Below are 23357 nucleotides of genomic sequence, written 5' to 3'. Positions count from 1 at the left end.
ATCACCAGGTGATGGGCAGACAGGCCAGGGCATGGGTGACCATGCCGGGCTGCCACGGCACTTCGTCCGCGGGAACGGCCAGGGCCAGCCCCGGAAGGTCGTGTACGAGGATGGAGAGAGCCTCCTGCAGCTGGATGCGCGCCAGATGGGCGCCGATGCAGTAGTGCGGTCCCTTGCCGAAGGCGAGGTGGGTGGGTGACGGCCGGTGGATGTCGAACCGGTCCGGGTCCGGGCAGTGCCGCTCGTCGCGGTGCGCCGAGGAGATCAGCGGCATGACGCCCTGCCCTTTGGCCACCCGCCCCGAAGGAAGGTCCACGTCTTCCTGGGCGACGCGCAGGAAGCCCACGTCGGCGGGGAAGTCGTGGCGCAGGATCTCCTCGACGGCCGGCGCCACCAACTCGGGGTCGGCCACCAAGTCCTCGTACTGGTCGCGGTGCCGCAGCAGGCTGAACACCCCGCGCCCCAGAGTGGTCATGGTGGTCTCGTGGCCGGCGAGGAGCAGGGACCGCGCGGTGTCGATGAGTTCCGCCTCGGTGAGCCGGTCCTCGCCGTCGCGCGCCGCGATCATGGCGTCCAGCAGGTCCGTACCGGGCTCGCGCCGATGGCGCTCGACCAGGTCGGTCAGGTAGGCGTAGAACTCGGTGCGCCCCTTGGCCCGTGCGGCCGCTCGGTCCGGCCCGATGGTCATGGCCGTCTCGGACCAGTCACGGAACCGGTCGAGGTCGCAGTCGGCGACGCCGAGGATCTCCGCGATCACCCGGATGGGCAGCTGACGGGCCAGGGCGGTCATCAGATCGGCCGGTGGGCCGGCCGCCACCATGTCGTCGACGAGCGCCTGCGCGATCGCGCGGATGCGCGGGCGCCATGTCTCGCTGCCACGCACGGAGAACGGGCGGGACAGAATCCGGCGCAGCCTGGTGTGGCGCGGCGGGTCCAGGTTGATCAGGGTGTCGCGGTCCTCGGACATGTCCGCGTCGGGCTGGAGCCGAGGGGAACCGGGCCGGTTGAGGTCGCGGCTGAAGCGGGGATCGGTGAGCACGGCCTCGACGTCGGCGAAGCGCACCGCGACGCGGACGACGTCACCGCTGGGCAGCACGGCGTCGCCCAGCGGGTCGTGGGCGCGTCGCCGGGCACAGCTGCGCGGTACCTCGCCCAGCGGCTCGTCGGGGAAGGGAAATGCCTCGGGTGCCATGGTGTTCAGTCCTCGAAGGTGAGCAGGGGGACGTCCCACAGGTCGGTGTGGACCGGCCGGCGCATCGCCGGCGCGAGGACCTCGATCACGAGCATTTCGGTGAGGTACTGAACGGTGGCCGATATCAGGTGACTTGAGTACGCGAGTGCCGCCTGCTGTTTGAGGCCGACAGTGACGTGCACGTGCGGGACGATCTCGTCCTTGGCGGGGTCGTAGGAGAAGGTGCCGCAGCCCATGGCCTCCACCTTCTCCAAATGGACCGGAAGGCGCACGGGCGCTTCGGGGTCTTCCACCCGCTGGCAGGTCCCCGCGATCTCGGTCTCGGCGAAGGCGGCGAGGAACATGGGGACGTATCCCTGCTGGATCCCGTTGTCCCTGCAGAAGCGGGCCAGGGACGGCAGGAAGTGCTCGCCGTGGTCGAAGTTGACTCCGAAGGTCCGGCCGGGTTTCAACTCGTGGGTACGCATGGGTGGTTCACTCCTGTCGGGCAGGTGTGCAAGGGGGGAGCGGAGGACGGCGTCACAAGGTGATGCGCAGGTCCTGGGACTGGAGCCAGGTGTTCAGGTCCAGAACCATCTCCAGGCTGATGCGGGTCAGGGTGGACGTGGTCGCCCGGGGCGGTGAGTCGAGCAGGCTCCGGACGGCCCGCTGGTCGAGGAGCGGCAGCACCGGAGCGGTGCCGTCGGCGACCAGCCCGGCGAGGGAGGCCCGCAGGGCGAGGCCGTAGGCGGGGTCCTGGGTGGCCGGGTAGGGGCTCTTGCGCCGCTCCAGGACCGAGGCCGGCAGTACGTCCTGGACGGCGGCGCGCAGCAGGCTCTTCTCCCGCCCGTCGAACGTCTTCATCGACCAGGGCGTGTTGAAGACGTACTCCACCAGACGGTGGTCGCAGAACGGAACCCGCACTTCGAGCCCGTGCGCCATGCTCAGGCGGTCCTTGCGGTCGAGGAGCATCGTCACGAAGCGGGTCAGGTGCAGATAGGAGATCTCCCGCATCCTGCGCTCCGTCGGATCGGCCGCGTCGAGGTGCGGCACCTCGGCCAACGCCTCGCGGTAACGGTCGCGTTCATACGAGACGACGTCGAGTTCCTTGCGCAGCGCCGGGTCGAAGAGATCGTCGGGGCGCTGCCGGCGCATCATGAACACCAGCCAGGGGAAGGTGGGCGCGGCCACCGCCTCGGGCAGGTGGAACCAGGCGTACCCGCCGAACACCTCGTCTGCCGACTCGCCGGACAGGGCCACCGTCGAGTGCTCCCGGACCGCCTGGAACAGCAGGTGCAGGGAGGTGTTCATGTCCCCGCTGAACTGCGGGTGTTCCCATGCCCGGACCACATCGGCGCGCAGCGCGGGCTCGGCGAGCCGGGCGGCGTCGAGCACGATGTCGGTGTGGGTGGGACGCAGATGCCGTACGACGTCGTGGACGTACGGTCCGTCGGGTGAGCCGCGCATCCCGTCGTCCTCGAAGTGGTCGGCGAGGCCGACGAAGTCCACGGCGAAGGAGCGCAGGCCGCCGTGGCGCAGCCCCAGGGCGGTGATGGCGCTGGAGTCGAGGCCGCCCGAGAGCAGGGAGCACAGCGGGACGTCGGCCACGAGCTGCCGTTCGACGATGTCTTCCAGCAGTTCCCGCACCGTCGTGATGGTGGTGTCGAGGTCGTCGGTGTGGTCATGGGCCCGCAAGGTCCAGTACCGTCGCTTGCGCAGGCCCTCGCGCCCGAAGCGCAGGAGCTGTCCGGGGCGCACCTCGTGCAGCCCCTTGTAGAGGGAGTGCTCGGGAGTCCGGGCGATGGTGAGGATCTCGCGCAGGCCGTCGGCGTCGACGGCCCGCGGCGCCCGCGGATGCGCGAGGATCGCCTTGGGCTCCGACCCGAACAGAAGCCCCCCGGCGGGTAGTTGGCAGTAGAAGAGAGGTTTGACGCCCAATCGGTCGCGCACCAGCAGGAGCTCTTCCGTCCGGGTGTCCCAGATCGCGAAGGCGTACATGCCGTTCAGCCGCTCGACCACCTCTTCTCCCCACTGGAGGTAGCCGTGCAGGACCACTTCGGTGTCGCTGCGCGTATGAAAGCGGTGCCCCTTGGCTTCCAACTGAGCACGCAGCTCACAGAAGTTGTAGACCTCCCCGCTGTAGGTCAGGACGGCGGCCGTGGCCTCTGCGGCCATGGGCTGCCGGCCTCCGTCAGGGTCGATGACGGCCAGTCTCCGATGGCCCAGCGCCGCGTGGGGGCTCAGCCATGTTCCCGTGTCGTCGGGGCCGCGAGGGGCGAGCGTTTCGGTCATGGCGGACACGACGGCCCGCTCGGTGAGGAGGTTTCGTTCGAAGTCGACCCAGCCTGCGATACCGCACATTCGGCTGTCCATTCATGGTGTCCCGCGTACAGCGTGTCTCACCGTCACGAGGCGAGAGCGCGCTCGTATGCCGCCTGTTTTCGGACTTTCGCGTCCGCAGAGCGCGGAAACTCGACTGGAAGGTCCACCCGAGATCAGGACCTGTATCGGGAACTGGCAGTGCGCGCCAGTATCCGCCCCGTGGATGCACCGGAGACATTATCAAAGGGTTTCGAAGTCGGGATTTCTCACGGTGTGGCTCTGGCCAGGATCAAGACGCATTGAGGCGGAGAGGAAACGGACACGCGACGGCGGGATACGGGCATCTCGACATCACACTTCGGGCAATCCCCAGTTGCCGCAACGCAGTGACGGGAGCCGGAAGTGCGCAAACGGGCATGGGATCTTGCTTTGGGTGGGTTGTGCTCGGCGCAGACTTGGCGTGGAAGGCGCGCTTCTAGCGAATTGGTGAAACATGTATATTTGAATGCCGAATTATTTGCCCAGAGTAATCACAATGTTCGGCGGCGCCCTGTTGCTTTCTTTGTGGACTTGATGGTTGGGGGGCATGCAATTCTGTGCCGTGGTGGGCTTGGGTTTGTAGCGAATCGCGATCTCGAAGCGGGGGGATCTACGCGGTGGCTGCTTCCACGCGCCGATGACCGCAGTGATTTCCTCGGCTCCAGGTCGACCTGCAGGGTCGCCGCCGATGCGGCTGGTTCGTCACGGCCCGGTTGAGGGAGCGGGCCACGGGCCGGACGCCTGGCGGACGTCCAGCAGCGCCCGCTCGCCGAGGTCGGCCAGGGCGCCGAGTCCGTCGGCGCGCAGGAGGGTGCGGTCGCGGCGGGCGGCGGGTCAATTCCCGCGTCGATCTGGCGGTCATTCACAATCTCGCCACCCCCTCGCCCTCGTCGCCGAGGAACACGCGGAGATCCTGGACGCCCCGGAGTAGCTGGATGGCGCACAACTCCACCCGGCCCAGAGCGCGGCGGACCAGGTCCACGTCCCCACGCGCCGGGCCTACGTGAGCGGGCGCACCTCAGCCGGCGGTGCCGACCAGGCGACGCATGATCGTCATGAGTTCGTCGGGCGGGGAGATCCTCATCGTCCGGCTTTCCCGGTCGAAAACCGTGATCGATGTCAGGGTGCCGGCGCGCCACCAGAACACCCGGGGGGACAGGCGTCCGGGGCCATCCTCGTAGGCGCCCTGCCCAAACTGCGCCAAGCCGTTGACGGCCTCGGCGACGTGCCTGTCGGCGAGCGGGTAGAACACGAGGTTGTGCCGGTTCGGGACGACCAGCAGCACACCCTCGTCCGGTATCTCGGGGCCGCCGGCGGCCCGCACCGCCTCGTCGAAGACGAGCACCTTGCTGGCCGCGAACACCGACTCCGGGTGGCCGAGGATGTGGAGGACCGCGCCATCGGCGAGATCGAAGGTGTCGTAGTTGACCGGCTCGCCGAGCAAGTTGGCACGCGCGGCGGCCGCGAGGGTGTCCCACTCGACGAGGGCCACGTCCCGGTCGTCGAGGACGCGGACGTTGTCAGGGGTGTCGAGGGCGATGCCCGCCAGGAGGTCCGTGGCCAGCGGTTGTAGGTAGCTGAACTGCCCTCGTGCTTCCTCGGGTATCGATTCCTCGGCGACCAGCCTCAGGTACACGCTGCGCAGGGGGTTCGGGGCACTGCCGTGGTCTGTGCGGGCTGGCAGGTCGTCGCTCATACGCGGTTCCTTGGGGTGTGCGGCCACGGCGGGGTGCCGGGCACATCTGGTGGGGTGGTCCGTCGGGCGGCTCACAGGTGGAGCAGCACGCACTGATCAAATCACGCAGCTCCGTGCCGCTGCTCCGTGCCGCCGCACCGTGGCGCCGACGACGAGAGTCCGCCCTGGCCTGAGGCGTGGCCGGTCCGGCACGGCAGGCTGAAGCGAGCTTCGGTTGCGGTGAGGGGGCCGGCCGAGACGGGTGGTGAATCTCGGGGATCATCATCACTGCTGGTCAAAGCCCCAGGCTCGTAGACATCATGGGGTCGTTCGTGTCGTACAACGCAAATGACCCCGTCATGGCTCTGCCCTCGCTCAGTCACCATCAGAGCCGGGCTGCTCTCGAGAAGGCCGCCGCCGCGCGCAAGGAGCGGGCCGAGGTGAAGGATGCCTTCAAGCACGGCAGGATGTCCCTGGCCGAGGTGCTGGCCAGCGCCTCCGAGGCCATCGGCAAGGTGACGGGTCCGCGCCCTGCTCGAATCGCTCCCCGATATCGGCAAGGTGCGGGCGGGCCCACAAGCTCCTGTCGCAGATGGAGATCTCCGAGAGCCGACGCGTACTGACGGCCCTGACACCGGGCACGGATCAGGGCCGTCAGCCACACGAGTCCGGCATGTCGGCTCCGGCCAAGCCGGCCTGCGGCGGCACCTCAACGGAAAGGTGGTCAAGAGCTACCGCGCCGCGTCTGGCGTGGGCAACACCGACGAGAGCTTCCCCAACCGGGGATGGCTGCCCAGCGCCACCTACCAGATCAAGGGCCACCAGACCAACCGCAACAGCACGATCAAGGGCTACGCGATCCAGCTCTCCGACATGCCGTGCACCCCGAGGCCTCACGGTCACAAGAAGGTCACGCGCGGGGACCTGTTCATCCACAGCGAGATGACGAAGAACGGCACCCAGGGCGGTTCTGAGCCCACACGATGGGACGGGGACAGCGACTACAAGTCCTTCGGCTGCCTCAAGCTGACGCCCGCCAACATCAAGGACCTGTTCGCAAGGCTGAACAAGGCGGGATGGCCCAAGAACCTGGTCCTGAAGGTCAGCTGACACCACCGAGCCGAACATCCGGACCCACTAGGCCGCGAAGCACGAAGAAGAGAACGGCGCCCGCCCCGGGCACCTCTGGGGCGAGCGCCGTCGTTGCTCCGTCAGGCAGCCCACTCCCGTGCCCGGATGGACCGCTACGCCGAACAGGACGATGCTGACGCAGCGCACCCCGGTGCGCCAGGACGACCAGCGGGCGCATCGCCCGCAGGAGCCCGGACAGCATCGCGGCCGGGAGGCTGGTCACTGAGTGCACCCCGATGCCGCGGGTGCGCACCGATGATGCCTGGCATCCACTCCACCCAGCGGAGTCCGGCGGCCGGGAGTGCGCGGCATCGCCGGTGACGATGCCGCGCATCCGCCTGCCCGCTGTTAGAGGCCGCGCAGATTGGCGGTCGGTCAAAGATGGTCGGCGCTGGTCGGAAACCCTGACGTGGTGACGCGCTACAAGGGCACGGCGCGAGGATCCATGGCCTGGTCCAGCGGGCGGGTGTAGCGTCAGCTTCGCTCGGCGGAAGTCCATTCCTGCCGGTGGAGGCGTTCGACTCCGTCCAGCAGGAGGTCCAGGGCGAACTCGAACTCGAACTGATCGTCACAGCCCTGGCCCACCACCGATGCGCTGTCGTGCGGCCGGGCCATCACGATCTCGACGATGTGGGGGTACCGGGCGGCCATCTCGCCGAGCAGGGCCCCCGCCGGAGCCTGCGGGTGGGCGTCGGCCGGAGCCGGAGTCGGCGAGGCAGGGAACAGGTCCTGGGTGAACCCCCATACGCGGCTGCCCAGGGCGTGCATCGCGTGGTGAGTGAGGTCGGCGGACAGGCCGCCGGCCAGGAACATGCCGATGATCGAGTTCAGGTAGTCGAGTACGCCGGGGGTGGGAGTGGTCCGGGACTCGATGACGCGCGAGGCCCAGGGGTGGCGCAGGAGTGCTCGTCGCGCCGAGAGGATGCGGCGGCGGATCGCGCTCTTCCACTCCGCATCGTCGGCCGGGGGCTCGATCTCGCCGACGATGACCTCCACCATGCCGTCGAGGAGCTGCTCCTTGTTGGCCACGTGCTTGTAGAGCGCCATCGGCACGACGTCCAGCTCGTGCGCCAGGCTGCGCATGCTCAGCGCCTCGATGCCCATGCGGTCGGCGAGCGCCACGGCGGCACGCAGCACGCGGTCGCGGTTGAGGGGCGTCCGTCGGGCCGGCTCTGTCTGCTGGGCGATCTGCTGACCGCCTGCCCTGCGACCGGTCGTCACTCGATTCCCTCCTTGACGGGTGTACGGGGTACACCATACCGTGACGAGCGATCGGTGTACGCCGTACACCTCCATGTGGCCACATACCAAGGAGTCCCGGTGGCCTCACCGAGAAAGCTCGCGACAGCGGCGGGCGTGTGCTTCCTGATCACCCACGTCACCTCGATCGGTGGGCTCGCTCTGTACGGCCCGGTGCTGAACAACGCCGACTACGTCGCCGGCCACGGCGCTGACACCAGGGTGCTCCTGGGTGCCCTGTTCGAAGTGGTCCTCGCCATCGCCATCGTCGGCACCGCGTTCATGCTGTTCCCCGTCGCCCGGCGGCACAGCGAGGGGCTCGCCGTCGGCTACGTCGGCCTTCGCACCCTGGAGGCGGCTGTCATCACCGTCGGCATCGTCAGCCTTCTTGCCGTCGTGACATTGCGTCAGCATCCCCGCAGGGGGCGGACCCGGCCTCGCTCCTCACCACGGACAGAGCGCTGGTCGCGGTCCACGACTGGACGTTTCTGCTCGGGCCCGACTTCATCTGCGGAGCCAACACGACAGTGATGGCGTACCTGATGTACCGCTCACAGCTCGTGCCGCGCGTCATCGCCGTGCTGGGGCTGATGGGCGGCCCGCTGATCTTCGCCTCCGCGATCGCTGAGCTGTTCGGCCTCTATCAGCAGCTCTCCCGAGTAGGGGCGCTCACCGCGATCCCGGTGTTCGCCTGGGAGCTGACCTTGGCCATCTGGCTCATCACCAGGGGATTCAAGCCGCCTGTCGCCGCGTTCGAGGTCACCGCCCCCACGCCGGCAGACAGTGAGCTGCCGCTGATGGTACGACCCGAAGCCGAGGCTCCTGCCAACCCGGCCCAGTGACGTCGGCCTGCGCAGACAGGCGGCGGGCGCGGCCCGGTCGGCAGGCGGGACAGTGATCACTGGGGGGACCTGTGCCTGTGCTGCCGTCCTGGCTGACCGTACCGCTCTGGGACCAATTCGCCGCCTTGCTGCCGCAGCGGCCCACGTTCGATCCAGTCCACCCCTTGGGCTGCCACCGGCGCCGGATCAGCGACCGGACGGTTTTGGACAAGGTGCTGCAAGTCCTTGGCGGCCGACATGGCGTCTCCCCAGCTCCTGCCTGGATCGACCCGACAGCCAACTCACTTGCCTGTTAGGCGTACTCCTCCCGTGCCAACCGGGCCCACCTGCGAAAGCGCGGAATCCGGTGCACGATCCCGGAGCCCGCCGACCAAGCCGCCGGCCGCGAACGGCGCGGGCGGGTCGGCGGGCGGCCTCCGGCGTTCGACCGCGAGGACTACAAGGCACGGCACGCGGTAGAGAAGAGCAAGCCGCAGTGCTGTCATACCTGCGGTTCGTCGTCATGGGTTCCTTGTTCTTCCTCGTTGTCGATTATCGCCAGGCGTTGGTGGTGCAGCCATGCCTGGCGGGCGCCGCTCCCGCGCGGCAACTGGTGCAGTCGGCGGAGCCGTTCGATCTCGGCCGCATCGGCGTGAATGCTCCAGGAGTGGCGCGCGTCGTCGCGTTGGTGGGCGGTGACCCAGCCTTTCTCGATCCGGCCATGGAGGGTGACGCGGGGCATGCCGAGCTCGCGGGCGAGGCCGGTGAGCCACCACTCGTCGGGCTCAGGGGGCGGCGGCCCGGCGCTGGGTGTGTTCCTGGCGGCTGACGCAGCCCAGTTCTTACAGGAGTTGGCGTACTCCCTGGGTGCCGAAGTGGTCTCGGCGTTTGGGTGGCCGCAAGCCCTCGTCGTTGAGGATCTTCGCGATGGTTGGGGCGGTGTGGCCGGCCTGGGCGGGCTCGTGGGCGCGGGCTGCCAGATGAGGAAAGTAGCTGAGCTGGTCCAGGCGGCCGACGGGGCGGATGACCTCGCCTCGGGTACGGTGCCCGCCTGCCCAGGTGATCTGCACGGTGAGGCGCTACCCGAGGCCCCCGGGTCGGCGGTCACGCCTCGTCAAGTGCGTCAACCCCTAAAGGTCAACGCAATCACGGAGATCTGGCCGCGGCAGACCAGCGCGCTCACGCATCAATGCGATGGCCCGAACGTGGCCCCTCGCAGCCGCCAGTTGGTCCACCTCCCGCTGGTCCTCGGCCGAGAGCCGACCCCACAGAGAATCGTTCATCCTGACATTGAATCGCTCGGTAGCACCGCCTGTCTCACCATATTCCCGCAGGTGAGACAGCTCCCTTATCAAACACCGCTGCCGGGACAAAACGCTCTTTAAGGGGGCCGGGGCCGCAGCGGGATGCCCCTGCCGGCCCTCAGGACGAGGAGCCGAGGCCGGACCGGCCGCCTGTCGTGCCCAGGCGGCCGGTGGCTCCAGGAGGCAGTGCGTTCCCTCGCCCAGGCCCATGAAGCGGGGGAGGGGGAAGCTGCAGCCTCCCGGTCAGTTGCCGGCCGTGGGCCGGGGCCGGCGCAGCACTATTACGGTCGGCGCCGCGCCGCCGGCGACGCGCACGCCACCGCCCTGCGCAAGGTCGGCCGCGACGGCGTCATGTATCCGCTCTGACCGCTGGTACGGCATGGCATTGCCGTTCTATCGCTCGGCGGTGCCGTCCTCACCGTCCACCTCGTAGATCCGCTCTTGGAGCCGTTCACCGGCCCAGTCCAGCCCGACGCCCAGGTCGAACCAGTGCCGGTCCTTGCGGACTCCGGGCGGTGAGAGGTTCACCGCCGCCCAGGAGAACACCCCCAGGAGGATGGAACGCCCGTGCTGCGTTGTGCGCACGGACAGTGCGAACGGCGCGGCGAGTGCCGCGCGGGTGACCAACATGACCTGTTCGTTCTCAGAATGTCGACGCCCACCCGTGAGAAACCGCGGTCTTTCAGGGATCTTGACCCACTCGACCACCGCGTCTGCCACCTGGGCGCGCAAGCACTCTTCGATGCCCTTCCGGACCCCGGTCGCGGGATCATCGCCGAGCCAGCCAAGCCAGTGATCAGGCTCAGTGAGCTTGCTGAAGTCGTCCTGCGGCACCCCGTGACGGGGATTCTCCTGGTACTCACCTGTCAGTTTCCCGCTGCTGTCCACCAACCACGCGCCGCGGATGGCCTCGGGAGGTACGTAGCCGTTCGGGTCGTCGATATACGTCGGGTCGATCTCGGCGACGCTGCCACCGGGACTCTCAGCAGCCGCAGCCAGTAGCGCCGGCTCGTTCGGTATGTCCTTACGTCGGCTTCGCGAACCATAGAATCCCACGTCCCCACCCCCACCGTTGTTCGCCCAGTTGACCGCGATTGTGCCGCACCGGCCCGGACCGCATGAGGGGGGTGTGCGTGACGGCGACGGGTGGGTGGTGGGGAATCTCAGCGAGCGGGCCTGTCCACTCCCAAAGCGCGCCGACCCGCACCGGAGAGGCAGTTCACCGATGAGCGGACTGGCGAAGTGATCCGTTACCTGTTCATGAGCCACGGCAAGCTGCTGTCGACGTACTACCTGTTCGAGACCCCGATCCAGGCCGCCTGCAAAGCCGTTGGCCTCGTCCGCCCCGGCGGTCGCGGCGGCACCGGCCGGGGTACCGTCTCAGCTCACCGGTTCCGCCACACGGTGGGCACCCAGCTTGCCGAATACGGCGTGAAGCTCCACACGATCACGAAGGTCCTCGGTCACACCTCCGTGAACATGGCCCTGTCTACGCGCAGATCAGTGACCAGGAAGTCCTGCGCGACTACCAGGCCGTGCTCGGTCCCGGCGCCACGATCGCCAGCCCGGGCCGCCGACGAACTGCGCAACGGCACGCTGCCGGACGCCTCGGTCGACTGGCTCAGGACGAAATTCTTCAAGACCGAACTCGAACTCAGTCGCTGTCTCTGGCTCCTCGCCGAAGGCCCCTGCGAGTGCCATCTCTACCTGACCTGTGCGAAGTTCGTCACCACACCCGAATACGCGCCGCGGCTTCGCGCTCGGCGTGAGGTTGAGTTGCCCCTCGCCCGCGACGCGGTCGAACGCGGCTGGACCGCGAGGTCGAACGCCACCGCTGCACCAGCGAACGCATCGCGAGGCTCCTGGCCGACCTCGGCCAGCCCCTCAAAGCTGAAGGAGAGGGGATCGGCTCCAGTGCGTGATCAACCCGTGGCGGAGCTACCGGAGCGGTCCTCGCTCGTCTACGTACACAGTGGGCTCCGACAAGAACACGTCGACGTCGACTGGGCCGTAAGCGATGTTGAAGGTGTCCATCCAGTACGACCAGTCCTGCATGCCCGATGCACTGCTGAAACGGTAGTTGAGCTGCCAGCGGACCCACTGGCCGGGGACGAGGTGAACAGCGGGGGGCCTGCGCGGCCGAGGCGGTATGCCGAACAGCGGCTCCACTCGGGGTTGGACCCGCAACCGACCGTCGGCTTCGCGCAGCTGGACGTCGACCTTGCGCAGGTCTTCCTGGCCGCCACGGGGCTCGAAGCCATATCGCTCATGCATGCGGACCATGTGCGCAAACTGGTGCGGCACAGCAGGGACAGCGAAGCCGACCGGAGCTGCGTTCCTACGGGCGGCAGCCTCTCCTCCTCGGGACTGCTTCGTCCAGGACGTCCGTATCCACTGGACGGTGATTTCCACAGTCGCTGCCCCTGCCACTCCATCGAAGATCTCACTCTATGCGGGTCGGAAATCGGGTTCGACGTCACGAGGCTGCTGAAATCGACCTGCTCCCGCGTATCAAGAAGGTCAAGCTGTACCGGCCGGTTGCCGGCGACTCGGACGCCTAACCACAGCTCGGCCCGGCGCTGGCCCGCCCGATCCGCTGGGAACTGATCGCCCAGTAGTACGATCAGGTGATCAACTGCGCGACCGCGATCCGGATCCGTACCGCGTCGACCGAGGCGATCCTTCGCCGCTTCACCCGCAGCGCTGCCCACCCCACCTACGCGGCCATGCTGGAGGTCGGTCGGGCACTGAAGACCGTCTTCGTGGCCCGCCACCTGCGGCTGCGCGACCTCCAGCTGGGAGATCGAGGAGGGCCTGAACGTCATGGAGTCCTCCAACGGAGCCAACTCCGTGATCGCCCAGCGGGACCACTGGTGTGCTCGACCGTCCGGCGCGACGCGTATGTCATTGGCGTCTCCCCATAGCCGTTTTACCGCGCCGAATGAAGGCGCCGGAACGTCCCTCGCGTCGGCGGGAAAGGCGAGGGCTGAGACGGGGGACTGCCGTGTCGACCACCCTGAGCCGGCGGGGACTACCCCGTCAGGTCCAGCACCATGACCGGCCCGTACGGATCACCCCCGCGTCGGCGGGGTCCACGAGTTCGTCTACGTCGAGGGCATGGCGTGGGACGGCGCACCCCCGGGCGGCGGGACGGACTGGTCGAGCCTGAACGACCCGACCTACGGCGACGGAGCACCCCCGCGTCCGGTCTTCGCTGGGCTGCGGCGTGGATCCGTGCACCTGACGCCGGGGCCTCAACACTTCAGGTGCGTGCGGCCGGTGGGCGGCTCAGTCCCGGTGACCGCGGCCGAAGGCCCGGCGGACAAGCCGGACCAGGAACCAGATCAGCACGGCGATGAAGAGAATGACAAGGACGACGACAACCAGGAGGAAGATGCCGAGTTTCTTGAAGAAGCCGCTCTTCTTCCTCGTCTTCTTGGTGTGGAACCGGGCCGACGAGGAGTGATGCCGGGACGTGCGGTGCCGGAGACCAACGTCGGAGGCGGTCTTCGGAGACAAGGGTCCAGTGCGTACGGTGGTCACTGCGGCCGTCGCCCGTTGCTGGGCGCCGGTTGCGGCGGCCGCCGGTGTCACCGTCAGGCCCAGCCCGAGCAGCAGTGTCAGGAGCAGCGCTGGCACGCGGCCCTTCGGGTGGTGGCGGTCTGTGGTGGTCATGTGTGACTCCTCGTTTCGGGTGTAGGTGCCGTTGCTGCGTTGCGCAATGATGCAACTATTATTCGGCGGACGGGTGTCCGCGCCATGTCTCGATCTGAACGGGGTTTTTCATGCGCTATCTGGTACGCGATCGCATGCTGGCGTTCCACGAGGAGGCCTGGGTCGAGACGGAGCACCGGCAGAAGCTGTTCAGGGTCGACCGCAAACTCCTGCGGCTGCGTACCACGTTCCACTTCCTGGACACCCAGGGCGACCAGGTCGCGAGCATCGTGAAGAAGGTGCTGACCCTTCATCACACGATCCTCATCAAACAGAACGGCGAGACCATCGGCCGCATCAGTAAGCGGAGATTCCGCATCTTCGGCGACCGCTTCAAGGTCGCCCTGCGGGACGGCCGCCGGCTGCGCATATCGGGCAACCTCTGGGATCGTGAGTTCGACATCGCGGACAACGGAACCACCCTGGCACACATCTCGCGCCGCTGGTTCAGCCTCCGCGACGCCTACGCCGTGGACGTGATGTACGAAGCCGACTCGCTGCTGCTGATCGTCCTCGCGGTGTGTGTGGACCACATCATCGAGGACCGCAGGAGTGAACAGCTCACCAATCTCTGACCCACGCACCTTTTCGGCGCGCGTAGCCCGCTGACAAATGTGCGTCTTGGACGCAGTACAGCTGTGAAGCTGGGACATCGACGCGCCGTTGAGACGGCGCCTGATCGGGGGGAACCACCTCATCATGATGGGTCATTCGCATGCCGTGAGCGGCGCGTTGCTGTTCGCGGGCACCTCTGTATACCTTCCACCCGCACTGTTGCACACGCATCTGCAGCCCCAGGAGATCCTGATGGGCACGGTGCTGTGCGCGGGCGCCGCACTGCTGCCCGACCTCGACCACCATGATGGAACGATCGCGAACTTCCTTGGTCCGGTCTCCCGGATGCTGTGCCGGTTCGTCGCCTGGATCTCCGGTGGTCACCGCCATGCCACGCACTCCCTGTTCTTCATCGCCCTCATGACAGTGGGCACCTGGGCCGGAATCGCCTACCTGGGCAGGCCGTTCACACTCGGGATGTGTTTCTTCCTGCTGGCGATGGCGGTACGCGCGCTCAATCTCTGCCCATCCGGCCATGGTTTCCATGCCTGGGGCACCATTGTGGCGATGGCAGCGCTGGGCACCTCGGCGATCGCCAAGTTCATCCCCTCCGCGCCGGGTTGGCTGCCTTACGCGGTCGGTCTGGGTTGCCTGGCCCACCTGCTTGGTGACTCCATCACCAAGCAGGGCGCACCTTGGCTGTGGCCGCTGAAGACCCGCTACGAAATCGTGTTGATCAAGAGCAGTGGCAACAAGCTGGAGACCGAGATACTGACACCGCTGATGGGTGCCGGGACGATCGTCCTGCTCTGGCTGACGGTCTTGTCGCCGCATCCCTTGCATTGAGGTGGTGCCCGGCTCCATCGAGGCCGTGCGATCAGCGTCGTTGCGCAGCATCACAGTGCGGTCGGGGACTCGGCCGAGGATGCGGGGGCAGTTGCCGGAGGCGGGCAGAGCGGCCATGAAGTCCAGGGAGCCCACCGTGTCCGCCTGCGACCTTGTTCTGCGGGTGCAGGTGGGCGAACGCCAGGTCGCCTTGGTGGAAGGCGGTCAGGTGTCCGCGAAGGTGCCCAGGTAGGGCTGCAGGTCGGTGACCGGCATGCTGCTCTTGCGGACAGTCACCGCCAACAGGCTTGTCGTGCGCGGTCCTTCAGGTGGCCGCGCACGGTGAGGGCGTAGCCGTCGACGGTGGTCGAGGGCGAGGGTGCCGGCAGGGCGGTGGCGGAGGTGGGGCTGGGGACGGTGACGGTGCGGCTGAGGACGAGATCCTGTCCCTTGCCCGGACCGTCGGCCGGGGTGAACTGGGTGAACAGGCGCCACATGCCGGGCTCAAGGGCGCTCAGGCGTGCCGTCCAGGTGCCGTTGGCGGCCATGGTGGGGTGGACGTGCTGGAATCCGGTCCGCTCCGAGCGGATCGCGTAGCAGTACGCCCGCCGGCTGATCCCGAAGTGCCGGCAGGGCATTGCAACGTTCCCGCTGACCTCTTCGACGCGGCGTCTGACGGCAAGGCGCCGCTTGGCCTCGCGGTCAAGCGGCGGGGTGGTGGGAGTGGACTTCGGCATGTGGATCTCCGTAGTGATCAGAGACCCAGGTGTCAACGGTGATCGTCAGTTTTAGACCGTCAACAGGCACAACCGTGCCGTCGGCAGGCTCAGGCGGCGAAGAGGGGCCGCATTCCGGGGTGCACGGGGCCGCCCACACGCCGTCGGCTAGTAGCCCCGTCTGACCGCTACGGACGTGGTGACGGCGGCGGTTGCCTCACTGGCCGGGCCCGCCGCTGTTCGATTCTCACCGGTGACGGCCGGGCCTCCCTCCTCGAACTGGAGGTCCCGGGGATCAGGCTCAGTGGAACCTTGGTTGGGACTGAGTCGCTGAGGCGCGGGTGCACCGTCAGGGCGTGAGCGGGATGGCAGGGCCAGGCGTTCGAGGTGGCCATTGAGGGCGGCCTGCAGTTCGGCGGGCCGGTTCGTGGCCCGGGCCTCGCTGAGCACGTCGTGCAGCACGAGGTGGACGGGGCCGGCGGGGGAGCCGGGGCGAATCTGCCGGAAGCGGATCAGGTGGAGGACGGTGCCTCGCGTACGGCGTCGTACACCGGGCATCGATGGCGTGCTGTGGGGCACTGAGCACGTCGGTTCGACCGTCCCCGCGGGCCTTGGCGTTCGACGGCGATGAACACGGCTCGCTACTTCTCAACTGCCCTGTATACGCTGGGTGAGGGCCTCCGGATCGGTAGCGTCCGGGACCAGGTCGGCGGGGCAGGGAATCGAGCCCCTTCGGTCAGCAGGTTCACGGCCGCCTGTCGACGCGGTAGTTACAGAGCCTGTGCCCTGGCTCGTGTCAGTCACGCTCAGTGATGCAGGGACGGCCTGCTCGCTTCCGCGCCGACTGAGTGGGCGACCCACGGGCCTTGGGGAGGAAGTCGGAGGGCGCCGACGGCGACCTTGCTCGGTTTCGGCGCGACGCACCAGTCCCGTGGAGCCAGCAGGACGCTGAGGGTCACCGCGAGAATCAGCCAGAGTCGGAGGTCGCCCAGGACCTGCGCGTCGTTGGTCAGCCTCGGGGCGAGGTAGAGCGCGCCGAAGGAGACCAGCGACCAGACGGGCACGGGCCGACGCAGCCCCAGGGCCTCCCAGACCAGGGTGCCGAGCAGGAGTCCCGCCGAGTAGTAGTCGTAGACGCCGGGATCCAGCAGGAGTCGCGCGCCGATGCCGAGCAGCGGCACCGCAACCCAGCGCCCTCGGAGGATCGCGGCCGCCCCGAGAACGCAGCCGAGTACGAGTTGCGCCGGCCGGTCCCACGACGGCGTCCCCGCCGCCGACACCCCGAGCGCCCGGAGCGCCGAGGACGGTTCGTTGACGATGTGGTACTGGGTCGCGCCCAGCGTCGCGGGGTCGGCGACGACGAAGGGCAGCCAGGCCAGCAACACGGCGGCGACGGCGTAGAAGGCGACATGCCGTCGTCGGGTGCGGGCCACGGCGAGAGCCAGCGGCAGGAAGACCAGTGCCCAGGGCTTGGCGTCCACGGCCAGGCCCAGGCTCAGTCCCGCCAGTGCCGGGACGTCAGCGAGGACCGCCCGGATCGCCAGCGCCGCGAAGAGCAGCGCCAGCACGTCGTCGAGGTGGCTGTAGTGCACCGCCAGGGATGCCCAGACGATCAGGAACACCGCACCGGCGGCCGCGACGGTCGTCCGCAGGGCCTGCGGGCGCGACCGCAGATCCGGCTGCCGGGCCAGTGCCGTCTGCTCGACCAGCCACAGCACCAGAAGGCCGACGCTCATCATCGTCAGCTGGGCGGCGACGACCCCGCCGAGGTTTCCCAGAACCCAGGCGCAGAGGAAGGCCAGTGGTCCTATCTGCAGGTTCGGGTAGTTCGCGTAGAGGTGCAGGCCCCCCGTCGGCGAGGCTCCGGAGCCGGAGAACAGCAAGGTGCTGCCGTTCGCGAAGTAGTGCCACGAGTAGCCGCCGCCGTGCAGGTCCGCCAGGAACCAGATCGCCGCCCAGGGGCCGAGGAACCACCAGTGCCAGGCGGTCCCGCCCCGCGCGGGGCGGCTGCTCTGATCAGCCATCCTCAAGCCTCCCTGGTGGTCGACCCCCTGCCTGGAATGACTCCCCCTGACCGCTCCCGGGTTCCTGCACAACCATGAGATTTGGGTATGGAGTGCCTGAAACCTGGCCCGGGACGGCGGAGCTGTGCGTCAGCGCCGGCTCATCACGCCGTGAAAACCACCATGAGAAACCGGCGGCGGTCCGAGGCCGGCCGGGCCGCCTAGTTCGGCATAGGTCGGACGCCGGGCGCCGCATTCGAGAGTCACGGCACCGGGCGTTCGATCACAGGCGTCATCGACGAACCGGTTCAGCCCGGCGACGCCCTCACCGGCCGGTCCCGCGCGGCCCAGGGGAGGGACCGGGGCGACCGGCGGAGCGGCCGTGTCGGGAGTCATGGCGTTTCCTCTGGATGGCGGTCCGTCAGTGATGCGGTGGGGAGCCCCATCGGCCAATGGCGGTGGGACGGATGCCGCTTCGCGAGCGGGGAAAGCTCGTTGCATGGTTGCAGTTCCGGAATCGGCCGCACCGAGTGACGACCGACGCCTGCACACGGCTGGTGGGCGGCCCGCCTTGTTGCCCAGCCTCCATCAGCCACCTGAAGGCACAGACCACGGCCGGCCGACGCTTCCGTCGAGCCCAGCCCCGTTTCACAGGTGACGCCCGAGATGTCCGGCAGGTGACGCCTAGACTGGTGGCCGCGCGCATGCGGACGACCCTGGTGGACCGGTGGCGAAAGGGAGGGGACTGTGGCGCAGATCGCCGGCGGCTTCGAGGATCCGTCCGCCGAGGTGCTCGCGGAGGCGGCCGCCACTTTCGGGCTGCTGGCCGCGGCGCCGAGGCTGCACATCATGTGGGCACTGGCCGCCCAGGGCGAGAGCGACGTGAGCGCGCTCGCGGACCGGATCGGCGGGGCGCTGCCCGCCGTCAGCCAGCACCTGTCCAAGCTCAGACTCGCGGGTCTCGTCCGTTCCCGCCGGGAGGGCCGGCGGCAGATCTACTACGTCGGCGACCCCGATGTCGTCACGGTCGTCCGCGTGCTGGTCGGTCAGCTGTCCCGGCGCGCCGCGGAACCGGCCGTTCTCGCGGGCGGGTTGCAGGGGACCGATGCCTAGGAGCGCCCCGGCCTGGGGAGAGGACGCTGCGGCGCCGGTGTCCGGGGTCGTACCGGGCACGCGCGCGCCGGGCGGCACCGCTGCGCGGACGGCCGCCGGGACGCCGGACGCGGGCACGGCACTGCAGGTGCTGCGGCGGCTGGACACCGGACCGCGCGGGCTGACCGAGGACGAGGCCGCGTTGCGCCTGACTCGCTTCGGGGTCAACACGCTGCCCGCCCGCAAGGACGTCTCCTGGCCGCTCCTGGCGCTGCGCAGCCTGCGCGACCCCTTCACCGCGGTACTGCTGTGCCTCGCCGTGGTCTCCGCGGTGGTGTTCGCCTGGGCCACTGCCTGTGTGATTCTCGTGCTGGTCGTGATCAGCACGGTGCTGCGGGCCTCGGGCGAGCGCCGGGCCGACCGGTCCGTGGTGCATCTGCGCGGGCTGGTCGCCACCACTTCCACCGTGCTGCGCCGGGCCGACGAGGACGCGGCACCCGTCGCCCGGGAGATCCCGGTGGAGGACCTGGTCCCCGGCGACATCGTCCAGCTCGGCCCGGGCGACCTGGTCCCGGCGGATGTACGGCTGCTGCGCGCGCGGGGCCTGACCGTCCACCAGTCGGCGCTGACCGGGGAGTCGGCCCCGGTCCCGAAGCACGCAGCCGACGTCGCCGGGCCGGCCGGCACCGCCGAGTTCGAGCAGCCGCAGCTGTGCTTCCAGGGCAGCAGCGTCGCCACCGGCAGCGGCACCGCCGTGGTGGTGGCCACCGGCGGGCGCACCCGGTTCGCGGCCGCCCACGACCGCTCACTCGGGCAGCGCGAACCGAGCGCCTTCGACCGGTCCGTGCACGGCATCTCGTGGATCCTGATCCGGTTCATGCTGCTCACCCCGCCGCTGGTGCTGATGACCAACGCCGCGCTGCGCGACCGGGGGCTGGAGACCCTGCCGTTCGCGGTGGCGGTGGCGGTGGGGCTGACGCCGGAGATGCTGCCGGTCGTCGTCACCACCTGTCTGGCGCGCGGCGCATCGCTGCTGGCCCGCGCGCACGGGGTGATCGTCAAACGGCTCCCGGCCCTGCACGACCTGGGCGCGGTCGATGTGCTGTGCCTGGACAAGACGGGCACCCTCACTCAGGACCGGCCGGTGGTCGAGCGCGGCCTGGACGCGGCCGGTGCCGACGATCCCGAGGTGGTGCGCTGGGCCGCCGTCAACGCCTGGTGGACCCTTCAGCTCGCCGAGCTGCCCGAGCCCGATGCCCTGGACGAGGCGGTCCTGGACGCGGCGGACGAGGACGACCTCATGGTGTACGACGGGGTCGCGGCGCTCCCTTTCGATCCCGTGCGCCGGCTGGCCACGGCCGTGGTGCGCACCCCCGACCGGCTGGGCTCGCACACGCTCGTCGTCAAGGGTGCCGTTGAGGCCGTCCTGGAGCGTTGCCCCCTGGAGCCGGAGGAGGCGCGAAGCCTGGCGGACCTTGCGGACCGGGCCGCGCGCGACGGGCTGCGAGTGCTGGCGGTCGCCACCGCCGAACGCCCGGCCCGGCTGCGCGACTACACCCCGGCCGACGAACGCGGCCTGGACTTCCGCGGCTTTGTCACCCTGCGCGACGCCCTCGCGCCCACGGCGGCGCCCGCCCTCGCCGCGCTCGCCGCCCACGGCGTCACCGTCAAGATCCTTACCGGCGACCACCCCGGCACCGCGGCCCGGGCCTGCCGCGACCTCGGCATCCCGCTCGGTGCGAACGCCGTCGTCACCGCCGAGCACACCGACGGCCTGACCGACACCGAACTGGCCGAGCTGGCCCGCCGTACGACGCTCTTCGCCCGCTGCACCCCCGAGCACAAGGCACGGATCAGCGTCGCGCTGCGCACCGGCGGGCACACGGTCGGCTTCCTCGGGGACGGGGTCAACGACGTGTCCGCGCTGTGGGCGGCCGACGTCGGCATCGCGCCGCGCGACGCCACCGACGTGGCCCGCGAGAGCGCCGACGTGGTGCTCGCCGAGAAGAACCTCACCGCCATCGGCCACGCCATCTCAGCGGGCCGGCACAGCAGCGGCAACATCGCCACGTATCTGCGCGTCACCCTGTCGTCCAACGTCGGCAACGTCATCGCGATGCTCGCGGCCGGCCTGCTGCTGCCCTTCCTGCCGATGCTTCCGGCGCAGGTGCTGGTGCAGAACCTGTGCTTCGACACCGTGCAACTCGCCTTCGCCTACGACCGCCCCCACCCGGCCCTGTTGCGCCGCCCCGCCGCGCTCGACCCGCGCGCCCTGCTGCGCTTCATCACCGGGTTCGGCGTCCTCAACGCGGCAGCCGACCTCGCCACCTTCGCCGCCCTGGCCCTCTCCCTGCACGGCGCGGGCCCGGCCGAGGACGAGGCGGTCTTCCACTCCGGCTGGTTCACCGAGAACCTGATCACCCAGAGCCTGGTGATGCTGCTGCTGCGCACCGGCCGCCGCTTCTTCGAGGACCGACCGCCCGGCCCGGTCGGCTGGACCGCGGCCGCCCTCGCGGTCATCGGCCTGGTGCTGCCACCCTCCCCTCTCGGCCCGCCACTCGGCCTCACCACGCTCCCGCTTGAGTATTACCTGCTTCTCACCATCGTCCTCGCCCTCTACGCCGCGGGACTCGTCCTGGCCCGCAAGCACCACGAACGCAACCTGCTCGGCGGCGCCAATCCGGGCGAAGCCGGGTAATTCCTGGCGCTGGTTCGGGTGTCGGCGTCCCAAAGAGGCAGCAATGGTTGCCGGACGCTTCGGGTGACCTGTCAGGTTTCTTGCCCGCCTGTAGTACCTTGCGCGGCCGGAGCCGTCCGCCGCGCGCGGGGTCCGCGGTTCCGCCCCCTCGCGCACCTGGAGACGAAGGCCGCCCGATGTCCGTTCTGACCTACCCCGAAGCCGTGGGCGTCGGCCTGCTGCAAGGCGTCACCGAGCTGTTCCCCGTCTCCAGCCTGGGGCACAGCATCCTGATCCCCGCGCTGCTCGGCGGGCACTGGAAACACGACCTGGACGTCTCCGCCGACGGGTCCCTCTACCTCAACGAGCTGGTCGGCCTCCACCTGGCCACCGCGCTCGCGCTGGTCGTCTACTTCTGGCGGGACTGGGTCCGGGTGATTCGGGGCCTCGCGACGTCGGTCACCCAGCGCCGGATCGAGACCGTGGACCAGCGGCTGGCCTGGCTGATCGTCAGCGCCTGCATTCCGGTCGCGGTCGCCGGCGTCGCGCTCGACAAGGTGTTCCGCACGACGCTCGGGAAGCCCGTCCCGACCGCGATCTTCCTGGCGCTCAACGGCATCGTGCTCTTCGTCACCGAGCAGCTGCGGCGCGGCGGCACCGGCCGCAGACGGGCCGGGGCCGTGACCGCACCCGGGGAGGAGCATCTCTCGGCGGAGGAGCAGTCGGACCTGCGGATAACCCGGATGACGATCCGGCAGGCCGTGACGATCGGGGCGGCCCAGATCCTCGCCCTCTTCCCCGGCATCAGCCGATCCGGCTCCACGATCAGCGCAGGGATCTTCAAGGGCCTGGGCCACGAGGACTCCGCCCGCTTCGCGTTCCTGCTCGCCACGCCGGTGATCGGGGGAGCCGCGCTGCTCAAGCTGCCCCCGCTGCTCGGTTCCCAGGGCGACGGCCTGCGCGGTCCGTTGCTGGCGGGCAGCGTCGCCGCCTTCGTGGCGGCCTACCTCGCCACCCGCTACCTCGTCCGCTACTTCGAGAACCGCACCCTCATCCCGTTCGCCATCTACTGCTCGGTGGCGGGCCTGGGCAGCCTGGCGTACTTCACGTTGGCGTAAGGGCGTTGTCGGCTCAAGTTGAGCCGGGGATCGGCTGGTTCGCGCCAGGGTGAGGGGCGTCCGCCTCAGCCGGTGTGGCAGCGGCTGCCACGCGGGGCGAGGGGGGACGCTTTCCCCCTCGGGCTCAAGGGGCGGTGCGTTGCCGTCCTCCGTCGAGGGGCGGCCCGTTTGCCTTCGGGTGATGGGGGCGGCGCGCAGCCGTGTCCCTCGGGTGACGGGCCGGTCGTCCGCCGTATCCCGCAGGTGACGGGCCGGGCCTCCGCGGTGTCCCTGATCGCTCGGTGCAGCCCAGTCAGCCTGACCACTCGTCGTGGCTCAGGTGGCGTCGGGATCGTAGGCATGCGCGGGGGGAGGCGGCTTCGGCGAGGCCGCTCCTCTCGCCCCACCCCCGGCCCGCCCGGTCGGCTCGGTTCGCGCGGCCCGCTCGGTCGATTCGCCCGGCTCGCCGTTCACCGCGTCGGCCAGTTCCGCCAGCTCCGCCCTCGGATCCAGGGCGGAGCGGATCTCCTCGATCCCCAGGCCGTCGTCCTCGCCACCGAGGAGGTGTTTGCGCACGAACGTCTTCGGATGCAGGTCCTCCAGCTCGAGGTCCTTGAACTCCGGGCCCAGTTCCGAGCGGACGTCTTCCTTGGCGGCCTCGGAGAACTCGCGGACCTTGCGCAGGAACCCGGTCATCTTCTGTATGACCTCGGGCAGCTTGTCGGGGCCGAAGAGCAGGATGATCATGATTCCCAGGACGAGCAGGTCCAGGGGACTCACGTCGAACAACATCGGTGCCTCCGCTCTGTCGCCGAAGGGGACGCCGGACTCACGGCCGTACGAACTGGGTCTCGGCGGCACTGACGTCCGCTGCCGGTATGGGTGGCGGGCGGCGGGCGGTGTCGCTGACCTTGATCAGGACGGCGACGAGCAGCCAGTTGGCGACCATGGACGAGCCGCCCTGGGCGAGGAAGGG

The 23357-nt window shown here is 69.2% G+C and carries 22 protein-coding genes and 6 pseudogenes; 13 read left to right on the top strand and 15 right to left on the bottom strand.

The features are described 5' to 3' along the window. Nucleotide 1 precedes the first annotated feature (1 nt). From ACWC2T_RS38580 to ACWC2T_RS38565, 4 genes are all read right to left on the bottom strand, one after another. The gene (locus tag ACWC2T_RS38580) at nt 2-1192 is read right to left on the bottom strand and encodes a cytochrome P450 (protein ID WP_450674987.1); all 1191 of its coding nucleotides are present in this window, start codon (nt 1190-1192) and stop codon (nt 2-4) included. Nucleotides 1193-1197: 5 nt separating this feature from the next. Further along, nucleotides 1198-1659 (bottom strand): PPC domain-containing DNA-binding protein, encoded by a 462-nt coding sequence (locus ACWC2T_RS38575; RefSeq protein ID WP_067055458.1) that lies wholly within the window; start codon nt 1657-1659, stop codon nt 1198-1200. A gap of 52 nt (nt 1660-1711) precedes the next feature. Continuing rightward, the gene (gene asnB, locus ACWC2T_RS38570) at nt 1712-3532 is read right to left on the bottom strand and encodes an asparagine synthase (glutamine-hydrolyzing) (RefSeq protein ID WP_450674986.1); all 1821 of its coding nucleotides are present in this window, start codon (nt 3530-3532) and stop codon (nt 1712-1714) included. Between the two features lie 1018 nt (nt 3533-4550). Continuing rightward, nucleotides 4551-5228, bottom strand: coding sequence for a hypothetical protein (locus tag ACWC2T_RS38565; protein ID WP_450674985.1), 678 nt, complete (start codon nt 5226-5228; stop codon nt 4551-4553). Nucleotides 5229-5566: 338 nt separating this feature from the next. Here ACWC2T_RS38565 and mihF point away from each other — a divergent pair. Then, nucleotides 5567-5826, top strand: a pseudogene (gene mihF / locus ACWC2T_RS38560) (integration host factor, actinobacterial type); the annotation flags it as partial. A 101-nt stretch (nt 5827-5927) separates the two neighbouring features. Next, nucleotides 5928-6317 carry a hypothetical protein gene (locus tag ACWC2T_RS38555; protein WP_450674984.1) on the top strand — a complete coding sequence of 130 codons (390 nt, stop codon included), beginning with the start codon at nt 5928-5930 and terminating at the stop codon, nt 6315-6317. A gap of 495 nt (nt 6318-6812) precedes the next feature. Here the strand turns inward: ACWC2T_RS38555 and ACWC2T_RS38550 are convergent, their stop codons facing one another. Continuing rightward, on the bottom strand, nt 6813-7559 hold the full coding sequence (locus ACWC2T_RS38550) for a TetR/AcrR family transcriptional regulator (RefSeq protein ID WP_450674983.1): 747 nt from the start codon (nt 7557-7559) through the stop codon (nt 6813-6815). Nucleotides 7560-7658: 99 nt separating this feature from the next. Here ACWC2T_RS38550 and ACWC2T_RS38545 point away from each other — a divergent pair, with 99 nt between their 5' ends. From ACWC2T_RS38545 to ACWC2T_RS38530, 4 genes and pseudogenes are all read left to right on the top strand, one after another. Next, nucleotides 7659-8108 (top strand): DUF4386 domain-containing protein, encoded by a 450-nt coding sequence (locus ACWC2T_RS38545; RefSeq protein ID WP_450674982.1) that lies wholly within the window; start codon nt 7659-7661, stop codon nt 8106-8108. Beyond that, nucleotides 8039-8419 carry a DUF4386 domain-containing protein gene (locus ACWC2T_RS38540; protein ID WP_450675012.1) on the top strand — a complete coding sequence of 127 codons (381 nt, stop codon included), beginning with the start codon at nt 8039-8041 and terminating at the stop codon, nt 8417-8419. The genes ACWC2T_RS38545 and ACWC2T_RS38540 overlap by 70 nt, the downstream gene beginning before the upstream one ends. Before the next feature lie 71 nt (nt 8420-8490). Next, nucleotides 8491-8646: pseudogene (locus ACWC2T_RS38535) on the top strand (IS5/IS1182 family transposase); the annotation flags it as partial. A 69-nt stretch (nt 8647-8715) separates the two neighbouring features. Then, nucleotides 8716-8883, top strand: a pseudogene (locus ACWC2T_RS38530) (IS5 family transposase); the annotation flags it as partial. A 17-nt stretch (nt 8884-8900) separates the two neighbouring features. Here the strand turns inward: ACWC2T_RS38530 and ACWC2T_RS38525 are convergent. From ACWC2T_RS38525 to ACWC2T_RS38515, 3 genes are all read right to left on the bottom strand, one after another. Continuing rightward, nucleotides 8901-9140, bottom strand: a complete 240-nt coding sequence (locus ACWC2T_RS38525; protein WP_450674981.1) for a hypothetical protein — start codon at nt 9138-9140, stop codon at nt 8901-8903. A gap of 100 nt (nt 9141-9240) precedes the next feature. Then, entirely contained in the window at nt 9241-9468 is a 228-nt protein-coding gene (locus ACWC2T_RS38520; RefSeq protein ID WP_450674980.1) for a hypothetical protein, read from the bottom strand. 627 nt (nt 9469-10095) lie between these two features. After that, on the bottom strand, nt 10096-10758 hold the full coding sequence (locus ACWC2T_RS38515) for a hypothetical protein (protein WP_450674979.1): 663 nt from the start codon (nt 10756-10758) through the stop codon (nt 10096-10098). A 204-nt stretch (nt 10759-10962) separates the two neighbouring features. On the opposite strand from ACWC2T_RS38515, the pseudogene ACWC2T_RS38510 reads away from it, so the two are divergent. Next, nucleotides 10963-11127 (top strand): annotated as a pseudogene (locus tag ACWC2T_RS38510) (hypothetical protein); the annotation flags it as partial. Between the two features lie 38 nt (nt 11128-11165). On the opposite strand, the gene ACWC2T_RS38505 reads toward ACWC2T_RS38510, so the two are convergent. Both ACWC2T_RS38505 and ACWC2T_RS38500 read right to left on the bottom strand, forming a co-directional pair. After that, nucleotides 11166-11342: a hypothetical protein gene (locus ACWC2T_RS38505; protein ID WP_450674978.1), complete on the bottom strand. Its 177-nt coding sequence runs from the start codon at nt 11340-11342 to the stop codon at nt 11166-11168. A 298-nt stretch (nt 11343-11640) separates the two neighbouring features. Next, nucleotides 11641-12114: a hypothetical protein gene (locus tag ACWC2T_RS38500; protein ID WP_450674977.1), complete on the bottom strand. Its 474-nt coding sequence runs from the start codon at nt 12112-12114 to the stop codon at nt 11641-11643. 215 nt (nt 12115-12329) lie between these two features. Between ACWC2T_RS38500 and ACWC2T_RS38495 the strand changes: the two genes are divergently transcribed. Continuing rightward, nucleotides 12330-12626, top strand: a complete 297-nt coding sequence (locus ACWC2T_RS38495) for a Tn3 family transposase (RefSeq protein ID WP_450674976.1) — start codon at nt 12330-12332, stop codon at nt 12624-12626. 364 nt (nt 12627-12990) lie between these two features. On the opposite strand, the gene ACWC2T_RS38490 is transcribed toward ACWC2T_RS38495, so the two are convergent. After that, nucleotides 12991-13377 (bottom strand): hypothetical protein, encoded by a 387-nt coding sequence (locus ACWC2T_RS38490; protein WP_450674975.1) that lies wholly within the window; start codon nt 13375-13377, stop codon nt 12991-12993. A 110-nt stretch (nt 13378-13487) separates the two neighbouring features. Between ACWC2T_RS38490 and ACWC2T_RS38485 the strand changes: the two genes are divergently transcribed. Both ACWC2T_RS38485 and ACWC2T_RS38480 read left to right on the top strand, forming a co-directional pair. Further along, the gene (locus ACWC2T_RS38485; protein WP_450674974.1) at nt 13488-13991 is read left to right on the top strand and encodes an LURP-one-related/scramblase family protein; all 504 of its coding nucleotides are present in this window, start codon (nt 13488-13490) and stop codon (nt 13989-13991) included. A 124-nt stretch (nt 13992-14115) separates the two neighbouring features. Further along, nucleotides 14116-14817 carry a metal-dependent hydrolase gene (locus ACWC2T_RS38480; RefSeq protein ID WP_450674973.1) on the top strand — a complete coding sequence of 234 codons (702 nt, stop codon included), beginning with the start codon at nt 14116-14118 and terminating at the stop codon, nt 14815-14817. Between the two features lie 578 nt (nt 14818-15395). Here the strand turns inward: ACWC2T_RS38480 and ACWC2T_RS38475 are convergent. Together ACWC2T_RS38475 and ACWC2T_RS38470 are read right to left on the bottom strand one after the other, a co-directional pair. Beyond that, nucleotides 15396-15533 (bottom strand): annotated as a pseudogene (locus tag ACWC2T_RS38475) (IS481 family transposase); the annotation flags it as partial. 785 nt (nt 15534-16318) lie between these two features. Next, nucleotides 16319-17536: a hypothetical protein gene (locus ACWC2T_RS38470; RefSeq protein ID WP_450674972.1), complete on the bottom strand. Its 1218-nt coding sequence runs from the start codon at nt 17534-17536 to the stop codon at nt 16319-16321. Between the two features lie 726 nt (nt 17537-18262). On the opposite strand from ACWC2T_RS38470, the gene ACWC2T_RS38465 reads away from it, so the two are divergent. The 3 genes from ACWC2T_RS38465 (at nt 18263) to ACWC2T_RS38455 (ending at nt 22402) form a co-directional block, all read left to right on the top strand. Continuing rightward, the gene (locus ACWC2T_RS38465; RefSeq protein WP_450674971.1) at nt 18263-18628 is read left to right on the top strand and encodes an ArsR/SmtB family transcription factor; all 366 of its coding nucleotides are present in this window, start codon (nt 18263-18265) and stop codon (nt 18626-18628) included. Further along, nucleotides 18621-21305: a magnesium-translocating P-type ATPase gene (mgtA, locus tag ACWC2T_RS38460; RefSeq protein WP_450674970.1), complete on the top strand. Its 2685-nt coding sequence runs from the start codon at nt 18621-18623 to the stop codon at nt 21303-21305. The genes ACWC2T_RS38465 and mgtA overlap by 8 nt, the downstream gene beginning before the upstream one ends. 176 nt (nt 21306-21481) lie before the next feature. Then, entirely contained in the window at nt 21482-22402 is a 921-nt protein-coding gene (locus ACWC2T_RS38455; protein ID WP_450674969.1) for an undecaprenyl-diphosphate phosphatase, read from the top strand. Nucleotides 22403-22717: 315 nt separating this feature from the next. Here ACWC2T_RS38455 and ACWC2T_RS38450 read toward each other — a convergent pair whose 3' ends face one another. Beyond that, nucleotides 22718-23173 carry a sec-independent translocase gene (locus ACWC2T_RS38450; RefSeq protein WP_450674968.1) on the bottom strand — a complete coding sequence of 152 codons (456 nt, stop codon included), beginning with the start codon at nt 23171-23173 and terminating at the stop codon, nt 22718-22720. 37 nt (nt 23174-23210) lie between these two features. Beyond that, a pseudogene (locus ACWC2T_RS38445) lies at nt 23211-23357 on the bottom strand (FtsW/RodA/SpoVE family cell cycle protein); the annotation flags it as partial.

It is taken from the genome of Streptomyces sp. NPDC001393 (assembly GCF_053597455.1).
This window is presented reverse-complemented; position numbering and strand designations above follow the sequence as displayed.

Excerpts from the sequence above, each read along its gene's own strand:
- ACWC2T_RS38470 (WP_450674972.1), bottom strand. The coding sequence starts at position 17,536 with ATGGCTGATCAGAGCAGCCGCCCCGCGCGGGGCGGGACCGCCTGGCAC.
- ACWC2T_RS38525 (WP_450674981.1), bottom strand. The coding sequence starts at position 9,140 with ATGCCCCGCGTCACCCTCCATGGCCGGATCGAGAAAGGCTGGGTCACC.
- ACWC2T_RS38455 (WP_450674969.1), top strand. The coding sequence starts at position 21,482 with ATGTCCGTTCTGACCTACCCCGAAGCCGTGGGCGTCGGCCTGCTGCAA.
- ACWC2T_RS38490 (WP_450674975.1), bottom strand. The coding sequence starts at position 13,377 with ATGACCACCACAGACCGCCACCACCCGAAGGGCCGCGTGCCAGCGCTG.
- ACWC2T_RS38575 (WP_067055458.1), bottom strand. The coding sequence starts at position 1,659 with ATGCGTACCCACGAGTTGAAACCCGGCCGGACCTTCGGAGTCAACTTC.
- ACWC2T_RS38580 (WP_450674987.1), bottom strand. The coding sequence starts at position 1,192 with ATGGCACCCGAGGCATTTCCCTTCCCCGACGAGCCGCTGGGCGAGGTA.
- ACWC2T_RS38485 (WP_450674974.1), top strand. The coding sequence starts at position 13,488 with ATGCGCTATCTGGTACGCGATCGCATGCTGGCGTTCCACGAGGAGGCC.
- ACWC2T_RS38480 (WP_450674973.1), top strand. The coding sequence starts at position 14,116 with ATGATGGGTCATTCGCATGCCGTGAGCGGCGCGTTGCTGTTCGCGGGC.
- mgtA (WP_450674970.1), top strand. The coding sequence starts at position 18,621 with ATGCCTAGGAGCGCCCCGGCCTGGGGAGAGGACGCTGCGGCGCCGGTG.
- ACWC2T_RS38565 (WP_450674985.1), bottom strand. The coding sequence starts at position 5,228 with ATGAGCGACGACCTGCCAGCCCGCACAGACCACGGCAGTGCCCCGAAC.
- ACWC2T_RS38450 (WP_450674968.1), bottom strand. The coding sequence starts at position 23,173 with ATGTTGTTCGACGTGAGTCCCCTGGACCTGCTCGTCCTGGGAATCATG.
- asnB (WP_450674986.1), bottom strand. The coding sequence starts at position 3,532 with ATGTGCGGTATCGCAGGCTGGGTCGACTTCGAACGAAACCTCCTCACC.